The 13227-nt window shown below is 59.4% G+C and carries 14 protein-coding genes and 1 tRNA gene; 8 read left to right on the forward strand and 7 right to left on the reverse strand.

Translation table 11 applies throughout. The annotated features are described in order from the left end of the window. Positions 1–13 precede the first annotated feature (13 nt). The 5 genes from GKQ23_RS07825 (at position 14) to GKQ23_RS07845 (ending at position 4206) form a co-directional block, all read left to right on the forward strand. Positions 14–469 carry a tellurite resistance TerB family protein gene (locus GKQ23_RS07825; protein ID WP_056239257.1) on the forward strand — a complete coding sequence of 152 codons (456 nt, stop codon included), beginning with the start codon at positions 14–16 and terminating at the stop codon, positions 467–469. Between the two features lie 25 nt (positions 470–494). After that, a complete protein-coding gene (locus GKQ23_RS07830) occupies positions 495–1532 on the forward strand; it encodes a TerC/Alx family metal homeostasis membrane protein (RefSeq protein ID WP_212410213.1) in 1038 nt (345 codons plus the stop codon). Positions 1533–1583: 51 nt separating this feature from the next. Further along, positions 1584–2162 (forward strand): TerD family protein, encoded by a 579-nt coding sequence (locus tag GKQ23_RS07835; RefSeq protein WP_101505222.1) that lies wholly within the window; start codon positions 1584–1586, stop codon positions 2160–2162. Positions 2163–2227: 65 nt separating this feature from the next. Then, positions 2228–2803, forward strand: a complete 576-nt coding sequence (locus GKQ23_RS07840; RefSeq protein ID WP_056239266.1) for a TerD family protein — start codon at positions 2228–2230, stop codon at positions 2801–2803. A gap of 68 nt (positions 2804–2871) precedes the next feature. Then, positions 2872–4206, forward strand: coding sequence for a VWA domain-containing protein (locus GKQ23_RS07845; protein ID WP_212410214.1), 1335 nt, complete (start codon positions 2872–2874; stop codon positions 4204–4206). 52 nt (positions 4207–4258) lie between these two features. On the opposite strand, the gene GKQ23_RS07850 is transcribed toward GKQ23_RS07845, so the two are convergent. After that, positions 4259–5098 (reverse strand): hypothetical protein, encoded by an 840-nt coding sequence (locus GKQ23_RS07850; RefSeq protein WP_212410215.1) that lies wholly within the window; start codon positions 5096–5098, stop codon positions 4259–4261. Between the two features lie 220 nt (positions 5099–5318). Further along, a complete protein-coding gene (gene uraH, locus GKQ23_RS07855; protein ID WP_212410216.1) occupies positions 5319–5735 on the reverse strand; it encodes a hydroxyisourate hydrolase in 417 nt (138 codons plus the stop codon). 132 nt (positions 5736–5867) lie between these two features. Between uraH and hprR the strand changes: the two genes are divergently transcribed. Together hprR and GKQ23_RS07865 are read left to right on the forward strand one after the other, a co-directional pair. Beyond that, positions 5868–6539 carry a response regulator transcription factor HprR gene (hprR, locus tag GKQ23_RS07860; protein WP_212410217.1) on the forward strand — a complete coding sequence of 224 codons (672 nt, stop codon included), beginning with the start codon at positions 5868–5870 and terminating at the stop codon, positions 6537–6539. Between the two features lies 1 nt (position 6540). Beyond that, entirely contained in the window at positions 6541–7926 is a 1386-nt protein-coding gene (locus tag GKQ23_RS07865; RefSeq protein WP_212410218.1) for a heavy metal sensor histidine kinase, read from the forward strand. On the opposite strand, the gene vapB is transcribed toward GKQ23_RS07865, so the two are convergent. The 4 genes from vapB to ampC all read right to left on the reverse strand — a co-directional run bounded on the left by vapB (position 7923) and on the right by ampC (position 10670). Further along, positions 7923–8183 carry a type II toxin-antitoxin system VapB family antitoxin gene (vapB, locus tag GKQ23_RS07870; protein ID WP_212410219.1) on the reverse strand — a complete coding sequence of 87 codons (261 nt, stop codon included), beginning with the start codon at positions 8181–8183 and terminating at the stop codon, positions 7923–7925. The two genes, GKQ23_RS07865 and vapB, sit on opposite strands and share 4 nt — an antisense overlap. Before the next feature lie 352 nt (positions 8184–8535). Beyond that, positions 8536–8934, reverse strand: coding sequence for a hypothetical protein (locus tag GKQ23_RS07875; RefSeq protein WP_212410220.1), 399 nt, complete (start codon positions 8932–8934; stop codon positions 8536–8538). Between the two features lie 314 nt (positions 8935–9248). Next, positions 9249–9323 (reverse strand) — tRNA-Arg (locus GKQ23_RS07880). A gap of 138 nt (positions 9324–9461) precedes the next feature. Continuing rightward, a complete protein-coding gene (gene ampC / locus GKQ23_RS07885; RefSeq protein ID WP_212410221.1) occupies positions 9462–10670 on the reverse strand; it encodes a class C beta-lactamase in 1209 nt (402 codons plus the stop codon). Positions 10671–10803: 133 nt separating this feature from the next. On the opposite strand from ampC, the gene ampR reads away from it, so the two are divergent. Next, positions 10804–11697 (forward strand): LysR family transcriptional regulator AmpR, encoded by an 894-nt coding sequence (ampR, locus tag GKQ23_RS07890; RefSeq protein ID WP_212410222.1) that lies wholly within the window; start codon positions 10804–10806, stop codon positions 11695–11697. 344 nt (positions 11698–12041) lie between these two features. Here ampR and GKQ23_RS07895 read toward each other — a convergent pair whose 3' ends face one another. Continuing rightward, entirely contained in the window at positions 12042–12986 is a 945-nt protein-coding gene (locus GKQ23_RS07895) for a formate/nitrite transporter family protein (protein ID WP_212411663.1), read from the reverse strand. Between the last annotated feature and the right edge of the window lie 241 nt (positions 12987–13227).

Below are 13227 nucleotides of genomic sequence, written 5' to 3' on the forward strand. Positions count from 1 at the left end.
CAGAGGATTAAACATGAGTTTTTTAAACAAGGTTAAAGGGGCATTTAACTCCGGCCGCGAAGAGCTGACTAAACAGGTTAGCCGCTTCAAAAACAAGAAGTTTATGCAGGGTACCGTCGCCGTCTGCGCCCGTATCGCGGTGGCCTCTGACGGCGTCAGCGCCGATGAGAAGCAGAAAATGATCGGCTTTTTACGCAACTCCGAAGAGCTGAAGGTGTTTGACACCACGGAAGTGATCGAATTCTTCAACAAGCTGGTGACCAGCTTCGATTTCGACATTGAAGTGGGCAAGGGCGAGACCATGAAATACATTCTCGCGCTGAAAGACCAGCCTGAAGCCGCCCAGCTGGCGATCCGCGTCGGTATCGCCGTGGGTAAAAGTGACGGCAACTTTGATGCTGATGAACAAAATGCCGTGCGCGAAATTGCCGTCGCGCTGGGCTTTGATCCGACCATTTTCGGTCTGTAACGTCGTTTTTCTCTAAGGATTTTCTATGGTTTCCACGCATATCGGCTTCCCGACTGAAACGGTGATTGTGTTTATCGCCCTCTCCGTCGGCGCTATTTTAATTGACCTGTTTATGCACCGGGGCGATAAGCCCATCTCGCTGAAAAGCGCGGCGCTGTGGTCGCTGTTCTGGGTAGCGGTCGCCATGGGTTTCGCCGGCTTCCTCTACATCCACCACGGTGCTGAAGTCGCCAGCCTGTTTGTTACCGGCTATGCGTTGGAGAAAGTCCTCTCGGTCGACAACCTGTTCGTGATGATGGCGATCTTCTCGTGGTTTGCCGTACCGGACCGCTACCGTCACCGCGTGCTCTACTGGGGCATCATCGGCGCGATCGTCTTCAGGGGCATTTTCGTTGCCATCGGTACCGGCTTACTGAGCCTTGGCCCGTACGTTGAAATCGTCTTCGCGCTGATCGTGGCGTGGACCGCGGTGATGATGCTGAAAAGCGGCGATGACAGCGACGAGATCGAAGATTACTCTCAGCACCTGGCGTACCGCATGGTGAAACGGTTCTTCCCGATCTGGCCGAAGCTGCGCGGCAACGCGTTCCTGCTCAAGCAGCATGAAGTGGATGCGGAGCTGAAAAAGCCGGAGAACAAAGACGTGACCATCGGCCGCGGCGGCAAAGCGGCGTTCTATGCCACCCCGCTGTTCCTGTGTGTGGCGGTGGTTGAACTCTCGGACGTGATGTTCGCCTTCGACTCCGTACCGGCGATTATCGCCGTCAGCCGCGAGCCGTTGATTGTGTACAGCGCCATGATGTTTGCTATCCTCGGCCTGCGTACGCTGTACTTTGTACTGGAAGCCCTGAAGCAGTATCTGGTTCACCTGGAGAAAGCGGTTATCGTGCTGCTGTTCTTTATCGCGGTGAAGCTGGGCCTCAACGCAACCGATCACATCTGGCACCACGGTTACAGTATTTCGGCCACGGCAAGCCTGTTTGTCGTCCTTGGCGTGCTGGCAGCGGGTATCATCATCAGCGTGATGTTCCCCGGCAAGCCCGAGGAAAAGGCAGGAAACTGATCGCGGTAGCCATCGACTAATCTGAGTAAAGATAACTAAGAGGTAATAACAATGGGCGTTTCTCTTTCTAAAGGCGGTAACGTTTCGCTGAGCAAAGCGGCACCAACCATGAAGAACGTGCTCGTTGGCCTCGGCTGGGATGCACGTTCCACCGATGGTCAGGACTTTGACCTGGATGCGTCTGCCTTCCTGCTGACGGCCAGCGGAAAAGTGCGCGGTGACACTGACTTTATCTTTTACAACAACCTGACCTCAAAAGACGGTTCCGTTTCGCATACCGGCGACAACCGTACCGGTGAGGGCGACGGTGATGATGAATCGCTGAAAATTAAGCTGGACCTGATCCCGGCCGACGTCGACAAAGTGGTCTTCGTGGTCACCATCCACGACGCGCAGACCCGTCGTCAGAGCTTTGGCCAGGTCTCCGGCGCCTTTATCCGTCTGGTTAACGATGACGATAAGAGCGAAGTGGCGCGCTACGACCTGACCGAAGATGCCTCTACCGAAACCGCGATGCTGTTCGGTGAACTCTATCGTCACGGCGCGGAGTGGAAATTCCGTGCGGTCGGCCAGGGGTATGCCGGTGGTCTGGCGTCCGTCTGCGCGCAGTACGGCATCAACGCATCCTAATCTAATGCTCATCGCGGGCGGCCACGCGTCGCCCGTCTCCACCACTCATATGCAGGAGCTTTAAAATGGCAGTTTCTCTGGTAAAAGGCGGTAACGTATCCCTGACTAAAGAAGCACCAACCATGAACGTTGCCATGGCGGGTCTGGGATGGGATTCACGCGTCACCGACGGTCAGGCATTTGACCTTGATGCCTCCGTATTTATGGTCGGCGACGACGGTAAAGTGCTGAGCGACAGCAGCTTTATCTTCTTCAACAACAAAACCAGCGCCTGTGGCTCCGTTGAGCACCAGGGCGACAACCGCACCGGTGAAGGCGACGGCGACGATGAGCAGGTTAAAATTACCCTGTCTCAGGTGCCGGCAGAGGTGAAAAAGCTGGTGTTCGCGGTCACCATTTACGATGCGGAAGCGCGTAAGCAGAACTTCGGTATGGTCAGCAACAGCTACATGCGCATTTTCAACAACGACAACGGCGGCGAAATCGCCCGTTTCGACCTGTCTGAAGATGCCTCAACCGAAACCGCGATGGTGTTCGGTGAGCTGTACCGTCACGGCGCAGAGTGGAAGTTTAAAGCGGTCGGCCAGGGCTTCGCCGGTGGCCTCTCCGCGCTGGCTTCCCAGCACGGTGTTAACATCTAATCACCCCCGCAGCAGCAAACCCCGGCCGGTCCGGGGTTTTTTTTAGTTTTTTTTTGAGGAGATGGCCGATGGATTTGCAGGCTGGTCAGAATATTCCGTTAAGCAGCCCGACGCTGACGCTACGGCTGGAGTATGAGGCAGGCGCCGCGTTTCGCAGTGAACTCGATACCTGTGTGTTCCTGCTCAACGCGGCCGGTAAGGTCCGCGGCGATGACGACTTCATTTTCTTCAATCAGCCCGCCACTGCCAGCCGTTCGGTTGTGTTACAGAGCGCCGCGCAGGGGGCGATAGTGACGCTGGAGCTGGCGTTGATCCCGGCGGATATCAGTAAGATTGCCATCACGCTGGTGATTGACGGTGCGGACAGCCTGGCGGGCCTGAGCCGCCTGAGCGTAACCGCGGAGCAGGTCGCGCGTTTCAGCCCGGAGACCCAAGATCGCCGCGAAAAAGCGCTGATTATGGCCGAGATCTACCGCCATCACGGCGGCTGGAAGCTGCGGGCGCTGGGCCAGGGCTTCAACGGTGGGCTGGAGCCGCTGGCGCTGAACTACGGCGTTGATGTGGCGACGCCTGCAGCTGCTCCGGCGCTCGTTCCTTCCCCGACTGCCGCCGCTCCCGTCCCGGTAGCTGCAGCCAGCCCGGCAACTGCCTCGCCGCCGCGGGTTGCCCCGACTGCCGCACCTGCCGCCACCGTCAGCCTGGAGAAAAAGCTGCAGGACAAAGCGCCGCGGCTGGTCAGCCTGGCAAAAAATGCCACGGTCAGCCTGACCAAACACCGGCTGCAACAGGTGAAAGCGCGGGTCGCCTTTGTGCTGGATGCCTCCGGCTCGATGACCGGCCAGTTCAAAAAGGGCAACGTGCAGGCGGTGCTGGACCGGATCGCGGTGCTGGCCGTGCAGTTTGACGATGACGGCGCGATGGACCTGTGGGGTTTTGGCCAGAAACATGCCAAATACGCCGACGTTACGCTGGATAACCTCGACGGCTATATTGCCGCGATTCAGGGGCAGGGGCGTAAATCCGCGTGGGAGATCCTGCCGGGGCTGGGCGGCACCAACAACGAACCGCCGGTGATGGAGGAGCTGATCGACACTTTCCGCCACAGCGAGCTGCCGGTCTACGTGGTGTTTATTACCGACGGCGGCATCAGCAAAACGCGGGCGATCAAAGAGGCGATCCGCCGCTCGGCCAACTATCCAATTTTCTGGAAGTTTGTCGGCCTTGGCGGCAGCAACTACGGCATACTTGAGGAGCTCGATCGCTTCACAGACCGGCGTATAGATAACACCCACTTCTTCGCCATCGACGACGTTGCCAGCCTGCCGGACGAAAGGCTTTACGACCTGCTGCTGGAGGAGTTCAAGACCTGGCTGGACGAGGCGAAGGCCGACCGGATTTACTGAGCCGGTGCGCCGACAACGCCCGGCCTGTGCCGGGCGATTTTCAGGCTTGCCGTTAAGCACCCCACCAGCGGTTACGTAACGTCCTGATACTGGCATCGGCGCGCAGCGGGCGACCATCGGGACCGCGTAGCGCGACCGATCCGGCAGGCAGGCCAAACAGCTCCTCGATGGTTTGCCGGATGGTACCTACGCTGGCATCGGCGCGGGCGATTTGGCGGCGAACCTTACGGCCGTTGCGGCGTGCGGTATCTGTTGACGTGTCGTTGTCGTCCGGATCAGACTCGTCTTCGTCTTCGTCTTCGTCTTCGTCTTCGTCTTCGTCTTCGTCTTCGTCTTCGTCTTCGTCTTCGTCTTCGTCTTCGTCTTCGTCATCACCCACCTGCAGATGGCTTTTATCATCATCGCTGTCGGCATAAGCACAATCATCAGCGTCAGATGAGGCTGCGGGTTCAACGGCATCGCCATCTTCTCCCTCTGAGCCGTTCAGCGCGAAACGTTGCCAGCTGAACTCATCGGCGGGCAGCCACAGCGCACCGTCCTGCAGGTGATAGCGGGCCTGAGCGCGCTTAACCGCAATCTCATCGCTGAAACGGGACTCAACCCCAGGCAACGGGCGAAACGCAGCGGCCAGCGCGCGCAGCGCCGCAGGGCTGCCGCAGACGGCGAGAAACAGCGACCAGCACGGCTGGCCGAAATTAACGCTGACCAGAGACTGGCTGTAAACCGTTGCGGACGCCGCCGGATCCTCTGCCGCCAGCCGGGCCAGAGCCGGGGCAAGAATATCCTCCAGCCCGAAGCCAGCGCGTTCCAGGCTGTCCAGGTTGATCTCAACCGTCGCCAGGGCGCCGGCGGCGTAACGGAAATTAAGTTCAGAGCGGGAACGGAGGGTCATAGGAAATCCTTTTGCGGTGAAGTGAACGGAGTGGGATGCTCAGGCAAGGGTTATCGGCAGCAGAGGCAGGAAATTGAGTGGATAAGCAGATTTTCCACCGCGGTAGTGGAGATAAAAGGCAGGTTCTGAACAGGTTCCACAAACGTCGGTATCCGGGTTTACCCCTGGCGCGGCTGGCTTCCCCCGTTCAGCCGGGGGAAGCGGTCACGCATACCGGGACTTAGCTGCCGCGATAGGTGGAATAGCCGTACTGGCTGAGCAGCAGCGGCACGTGGTAGTGCTCCTGGGTGCTGGAGATGGTGAACACCACCGGGATCTCCGGGAAGAAGCTCTCCTGCTGGTGGGCGTGGAAATACTCTCCGGTGGCGAACACCACGCGATAGGTACCGGTCTGCTTCACCGCGTCGGGCATCAGGGCCTTGATGCGGCCCTGTTCATCGGTGACGTCGCGGGCGAGGGATTTCCAGCCGCTGCCCTGTTTCTGCTCCAGCGTAACCGTAACGCCCGCCGCCGGCTTGCCGGTCTGTTCGTTCAGCACGTGGACGCTCAACAGGTTAGCGGCCGGGGTGGCGGCCTGCAGCGGGGAGGCGGCGGCCAGCAGCAGCGCGGAGGTCGCGCTTAACAGTGTGTATTTCATCGTAGTTCTCCTGAGTAAGTGACCGTTATCCTCGCATGCCCGGCCGCCGCCCATGCTGACAGCCTGATGACAATCCTGTCATCTGAGCAAAAAGCCGGTGCCGCACGCCGGGAACTCTGCCAGAATTCCCTCATGAAAATATTGCTGATCGAAGATAACGCCGGTACCCAGGCGTGGCTGGTCAAAGGCCTGCGCGAAGCGGGCATCCAGGTGGACGCGGTGGCCGACGGCCGCGACGGGCTGCAGCTGGCGCTGGAGCAGGAGTACGCGCTGATCGTGCTGGACATTATGCTGCCGGGCATGGACGGCTGGCAGGTGCTTCGCACCCTGCGCACCGCCAAATCCACCCCGGTGCTGTGCCTGACCGCCCGCGACTCGGTGGCCGACCGGGTAAAGGGGCTGGAGCTGGGGGCCGACGACTACCTGATCAAACCCTTCTCGTTTGCCGAACTGCTGGCGCGGGTGCGCGCGCAGCTGCGGCGGCACAGCCAGGTGGCCAGCCAGCTGACCGTAGCCGACCTGCAGATTGATGCGCTGCGCCACAGCGCCAGCCGCGCGGGCACCGCGATAAACCTGACGCCGCAGGAGTTTGCGCTGCTGTGGTTTCTCGCCAGCCGCGCCGGTGAGATCCTGCCGCGCACGCTGATCGCCAGCGAAGTGTGGGGCATCAACTTTGACAGTGAAACCAACGTGGTCGACGTGGCGATCCGCCGCCTGCGCCGCAAAATTGACGACCCCTGTGAGGTCAAACTGATCGAGACGGTGCGCGGCATGGGCTACCGGCTTAGCGTGGGGGAGGGCTGATATGCTGCGCTCCTCGCTGACCGTTCGACTAACCGTGGCCTTTACCCTGCTGGTGGCGCTGACCTGCGGGCTGGTCAGCGTTTCGCTCTACCGTTCGCTGGCCGCCGAACTGGTCTGGCGCGATAACCAGACGCTGGTCAACCGCGCCGCCCAGCTGCGCCAGCTGCTGCTCGACGGCGCGGAAGCGCGCACCCTGCCGCTCTACTTTAACCGCATGATGAACACGCGGCAGGACATCCTGCGCATTACGCGCGGGGAGGCGGGAGCGATCGTCGACATTAACCACAGCGGCCTGCGGCTGCCCGCGATGGAGGCGCTGCCTGCCACAACACCGCCCACCGTTGCGCGGTTACACCAGTGGCACACCGGCAAAGGCACCGACGCCGCGGCGCTGGCGCTGACCGGCCGCGACGCCGCCGGCCCGCTGGTCATCACCGTGGCGCGTATCGCCGAAGAGCGTCAGCAGGTGCTGCGGCAGTATCGCCAGCACAGCCTGCTGTTCTGCCTGGCGGCGGTGCTGCTGGCTGCGGCGGTCGGCCCGCTGGCGATCCGCCGCAGCCTGCGCGCCATCGCGCAGCTCAGCCAGCAAACCGCGCAGACCGACAGCCGCGGGCTGGCCGCGCCGCTGCCGCTGCAGGGTCTGCCTGCCGAACTGCTGCCGCTGGGAAGCGCGCTGAACCAGATGCGCCAGCGGCTGGCGGAGGACTTCACCCGGCTGACGCAGTTTGCCGACGACCTCGCCCACGAACTGCGCACGCCGGTTAACGTACTGCTGGCGCAGAATCAGGTGATGCTGCAACGTCCGCGATCGCCGGAAGAGTATGAAGGGCTGCTGGAGAGCAATATAGAAGAGCTGGAGCAGATGACCCGGCTGATTGAAAATATCCTGTTTCTGTCGCGCGCCGATCACCGCAATATCGCCCTCAGCCTGATGCCGGTCGACCTGCCGCGCTTCACCCGCCGGGTGGTGGCGTTTCTGACGCCGCTGGCGGAAGAGCGCGAGATCCGCCTGGAGGTCACCGCCAGCGGCGAGGTGCTGGCCGACGAACTGCTGCTGCAGCGGGCGCTGACCAACCTGCTGACCAACGCCATCCGCCACTCGCCTGAAGGGGAAACGGTGCGGATCGACAGCGACCGCGACGATAACGGCGTTACCCTCAGCGTGACCAACCGCGGCGACCCGATCGCGGACGCCGATAAACTCTTCACCCGCTTCTGGCGCGCCGACAACGCCCGCCACACCCCCGGCAGCGGGCTGGGGCTGGCGATTACCCGCGCGATTGTGCAGCTGCACGGCGGGGAAATTCAGGTGGAGCATCAGCAGGGGGAGAATCGGTTCAGGGTGAGGTTGCCGGGTGGGGCGGAGAGATCTAAAGGTTCGGGTTAGTCGCGGATAGCATCGTCTGTGGGGGTGGGACCAGTCTGTCTGACCTGGTCATCTGGTTGTTCCCTGGCGCTTATGAAATCAGCGGTGACAGCGTTGCTGTCAAACCAGGTGTTCCAGCTTTCTCCCGCTGGTGTAATGATACGCGTACGGCCAGTTGCCACGATATCGACCGGCTTCATATCTTCAGGCAGGGCAACCGCTTTGGTCTGGCGTGCCACCTGACTGCGGTTGTTTTTGAACACTGTGGCTTTTTTCATGGTGATCATCCCTGGGTGAATTTTGAGCTAAAAACAGCATGAACCGTTGTGGGCACATGTCAATGTGATATACGGCGTAAGAAGGCGTTTTGTCTGTGCTGTTTAATGCGGCATCGTGATGGAGTTGAGGGAAAAGAATCATTCTTTTTCGGCAGCATTGAACACTTCTCATCATGCTTACGCTTTACGGGAAGGATGTGACAATCGCCGCATTATAGCTGAGCGGCTTAATCAGGCTGACTGTCAGACCAAAGCGGGCAAGGCATGGAGTAAGCACTAAAGCGTTTGGTAGCGGCAGGGTAGCAACCAGCAACGATATCTAACGTCCTTAAATATACTGCCCTGGTCATAATTAAATTTGGCCGGACACCTTTTTTTTGAGCAACCCTGCTTTGTTCAATTCCAGCACAATATCAATCTGGGAATTATGAGTTTTGGCATCACCAGAGACGGTTTTCCAAAGCATTTTCTTATCAATAACGCCTTCGAACACCAGCAGTGCTGCTTTGACTGCATAACACTTGTTTAAACTTTCTGGGTTGACGCCGTAATCCCCTTGCGGAATATCTGCTATCAACCCCTCTTCACATAGCCCTAAGAACGCATTTTTAGGACATGACTTTTTTCGGGAAGATTTTTGAGTCGGGAAATATTCAACCATCGTTATCTCCCACTCCTGCCTCATATCCGGTGACTGTTTTTTTTGATTTCTTCTTACAGTATCAACTGCTGCCTGCGCGTATTTAGACATGGGAAAAACCCTTATTTTACGAAGCTGTTATCAGATTTTACGTAGTAATGCAGGGTTCTGCCACTGACAGGCCGATGTGTTCATCTCTGCTGATGACGTTAATTGGCCTGAAGGGTCTGAGCAACGTCAGCACGGCTCCAGTTTAGCAACTGATTGTCCAGTGGTTCACCATACCCTCTGGCTTTCCCCCTTTAATGTACCCCCACGTGTGTAGATTTCAATAGACGATCGAAGACGTTGGGAGGACGAGATTTAGCTTTATTGATTGATTCTAGTGGGATTTGTAGACTTGAGGGCGTTGGGATTAGTGCAAATGGTGTCCCCTGCAGGAATCGAACCTGCAACTAGCCCTTAGGAGGGGCTCGTTATATCCATTTAACTAAGGAGACAGCGGCGGGCAGTATAGCGCAATACTCGACAAAGATTAACCACTTACCCGGCTGACTGCGCATTTTACCAGCAGTCGGCCTTAGTCAGCCCTGCACTATCGAAATCTCCCGGTGCGAAACCGCACCAGGAGCCTCCGTTTACTGCTTCGCCGCGCTCTGCTGCTGCTCCTTCGCCGTACTCTGCTCCCGGTCCAGCGCCTGCAGAATTTTCAGTGCCGCCTCAACCCGCACCGGCAGCGCAAAGTTCTTATTGGCCAGCATCACGATGCCGATCTTCTGCTGCGGCACAAAGGCGATATAGCTGCCGAAGCCGTTGGTGCTGCCGGTTTTATTGACCAGCGAGGCGGCCACCCGCGGTTGCGCGGGGACCAGCGCCTGGGCCTTCTTCGGCTGCAGCGCGACGCCGTTGGCGCTGTCGGCAACCAGCCGTTTTGCATCAACCGGCCAGTCCAGCGTCTCCCAGCCCAGCCCCTGGTACATATCGCCGAACCGGTAGTAGCGGGTCTGCGCGCTGGCGATGGCTTTCTTCAGCGTGGCGTCGCCTGCGGGCAGGCTTTGCGGATCCATATTGGCCTGCATCCAGCGCGCCATATCCCGTGCGGTCGATTTTACGCCGTAGGCCTGTTGATCGAGCATGCCGGGCGTTACGCGCACCGGTTTGCCGTCGCGGTAGCCCCATGCGTAGTCAGCCTCCTTTGCTTTGGGCACCGTAATAAAGGTGTCGTTAAGCTTTAATGGCGTAAACAGGTATTTATTCATATAGGTTTCAAACGACAGCCCGCTGCGCTGCACCGCCAGCTGGCCAAACAGGCCAATGCTGGCGTTGGAGTAGTTGCGCATGCTGCCCGCCGGCCACTGCGGCTGCCACTGCTGGTAGTAGTGCCACAGTGCAGCCTGGTCGGTCACCGCATCCGGTACCTGCAGCGGCAGGCCGCCGGCGGTGTAGGTGGCCAGCTGCAGCAGGGTAATGCCGCGCCAGTGGCCGCTCAGCTGTGGCGCGTAGTCCGCTGCCGGGTCATCGAGGCGGATTTCACCACGCTGCACCGCCACGCCGCCGGCCACGCCGGTAAAGGTTTTACTCACCGAACCCAGTTCAAACAGGGTACCGGCGGTTACCGGCTGGCCGCTTTTGATATTCGCCACGCCGTAGTTGAAGTAGTGCGGCGTGCCGTTGACCAGCACCGCCACCGACATGCCGGGGATCTGCTGTTCCGCCATCAGCGGGCTAAGGGTGTCGTTAACGATTTTTGCCACCTGCTGCTGGCTGAGCGGCGTCTGCGCCTGTGCTATCAGTGGTGCGCTGGCAAAAGCGGTGAACAGCAGGGTGGTTAAGGTTTTCTTTAGCATTGTGTCATCTTCCATGGAGGGTGATCTGGCCCGGCGGGGTGCGGGTTCCTGTGGTGGATTGTGCAGAGATTGACCGGCGAGGGCAATCGATGATAAATAACGGCTGATAATAGAAAATCTAACAGGAAACGCCGTGACCCGCAGTTATCTTCCCCTTAATGCGCTGCGTGCGTTTGAAGCATCGGCCAGGCAGTTAAGTTTTACTAAGGCGGCTATCGAACTGCACGTCACCCACGCGGCGATTAGCCAGCAGGTTAAGTCGCTGGAGCAGCTGCTGCAGCGTCAGCTGTTTATCCGCAATTCGCGCGGGCTGGTGCTGACCCCGGAGGGCGAAAGCCTGCTGCCGGTGCTGAACGACGCCTTCGACCGTATCGCCGAGAGCCTCGATCGTTTTTCACGCGGGCAGTTGCGGGAAAAAATCAAGATTGGCGTGGTGGGCACCTTTGCCACCGGCTGGCTGCTGCCGCGGCTGGCGGCGTTTAGCCAGCGTTATCCGCATATCGACGTGCAGTTCTCCACCCATAACAACCGCGTGGACAGCGTTGCCGAGGGGCTGGACTATGCCATCCGTTATGGCAGCGGTGCCTGGCACGGCACTGAGGCGCAGCTGATTTGTGACGCGCCGCTGGCCCCGCTGTGCACGCCGGCGCTGGCGGCCGGGCTGCGTGAGCCTGCCGATCTGCAGCGCTGCGTGCTGCTGCGGTCCTATCGCCGCGACGAGTGGGCCACGTGGCTGGCGGCGGTGGGGGAACCCGCACCGCTGCCCACCCAGCAGGTGATGATGTTTGATTCGTCGGTAAATATGCTGGAAGCGGCACAGGCCGGGCTGGGGATCGCGCTCGCCCCGCCGTCGATGTTTGAACATCTGCTGCGCGGCGAGCGGATCGTGCAGCCTTTTGCCACCACCGTCAGCCTCGGCGGCTACTGGCTGACCCGCCTGCAGTCCCGCGTTGAGACCGCCGCAATGCGCGACTTCGCGGGCTGGCTGGCAGAGAGCGTTGCCCGGCCCGAGGAGCAGGGGGGCTGAAAAAGGGGTTAACGGGGGGAGACCGGATGACCGTTAACGGACCATGCTGAGTCGCAGGCAGCAAATTCATCGGGTTTATACAATACAGTCGTCATCAGGCTCCCTCTTAATGACTTCACGTCCAACGTTCCCTGGTTAACAGATAATCTGTACGGCACGCTTAACCCGCAACCGCTACCTGTAAAAAGGCTATCACCTGTGGTCGACTCTACGAAACTCACCTGGCAAAAACAATATCGGTTCAGGGAGATGAGTCGCCATCGGTGCGACGCCTGGCGACTCATCCACCAGCACGGCTGGAGTCATGCTGAGGTTTACATCTCATGCAGGGCGGCTGACCCCCTTCACTCCAGTCCCTGTGGCGACTTATCCTCCTGTCCCTGCTCCTGCTGTTTCTTCTTCTTCGCCTCGGCCTGCGCCTTGGCTTTGGCCTTATTGCTCATATCGTTGCGGATCTGCGCGTGGCTGATCAGCGCAAAGATAAAGGTGCCGCCGATGATATTGCCGGCCAGCGTCGGCAGGGCGAACGGCCAGATAAACTGCTGCCAGCTGATGTCACCGTTAAACACCAGGTAGAGGATCTCCACCGATCCGACCACGATATGCGTCAGGTCGCCGAGCGCCACCAGCCAGGTCATCATAATAATCACCCAGATCTTCGCGGCCCCGGCGGAGGGGAACATCCACACCATGGTGGCGATGATCCAGCCGGAGATCATTGCGTTGGCGAACATCTCCCACGGCGAGTTATGCATGATTTTCATGCTGATGCTGACAAAGGCCTCGCGCACCGCGTCGTCAAATACCGGCAGATGGTTGAAGGCCAGCGCCGCCAGCCCGGTGCCGAGCAGGTTGCCGGCCAGCACCAGCCCCCACAGGCGCAGCAGCAGCAGCAGGTTGCCGCCGTTCAGCTTGTGCATCACCGGCAGCACCGCGGTGACGGTGTTCTCGGTGAACAGCTGCTGGCGCGCCATAATCACGATCACAAAGCCGAAGGTATAGCCGAGGTTCTCCAGCAGAAACGCGCCGGGCACCCCCTCCAGGTTGGCCTGGAAAATCCCCTTGGCCATCAGCGATGCGCCCATCGACAATCCGGCGGCAATGGCGGAAAACAGCAGCGCCATCGCGTCACGCTCCAGCTCCTTTTCGCCCTCCTGGCGGATCTGTTCATGCACCGCCGCCGCCCGCGAGGGCAGGGCCTCTTCGTCTACCTCAATCTCCTCCCCGCGTTCGCTCTCTTCGCTGTCCACTTCGTTGGTCTCGTTTTTATCATTTTGAGCGTTTTCCATCATTTCCCCGGCAATCTGAGTGTGAAAGATTAAGCATAGCCCGGCTTTTCTTGCACTCGGGTGCAAAAAAGAAGAAAATACCGGCGCGTCAGGGAGGGCGGGACGGACATCAACACGTAACATCAGTCGTTTAAAAGGGTAACAAAGCTTTAAAAACGGCGCGATTTTGAGCAGAAAAAGACCTTAATGCCCGGCTGGCAGGGGGCTGCAGGCCTGCCCTGCCTTCGGAAGGCGCGATCTT

This window comes from Erwinia sp. E602, assembly GCF_018141005.1.
In the GTDB taxonomy this organism is placed as follows: domain Bacteria; phylum Pseudomonadota; class Gammaproteobacteria; order Enterobacterales; family Enterobacteriaceae; genus Erwinia.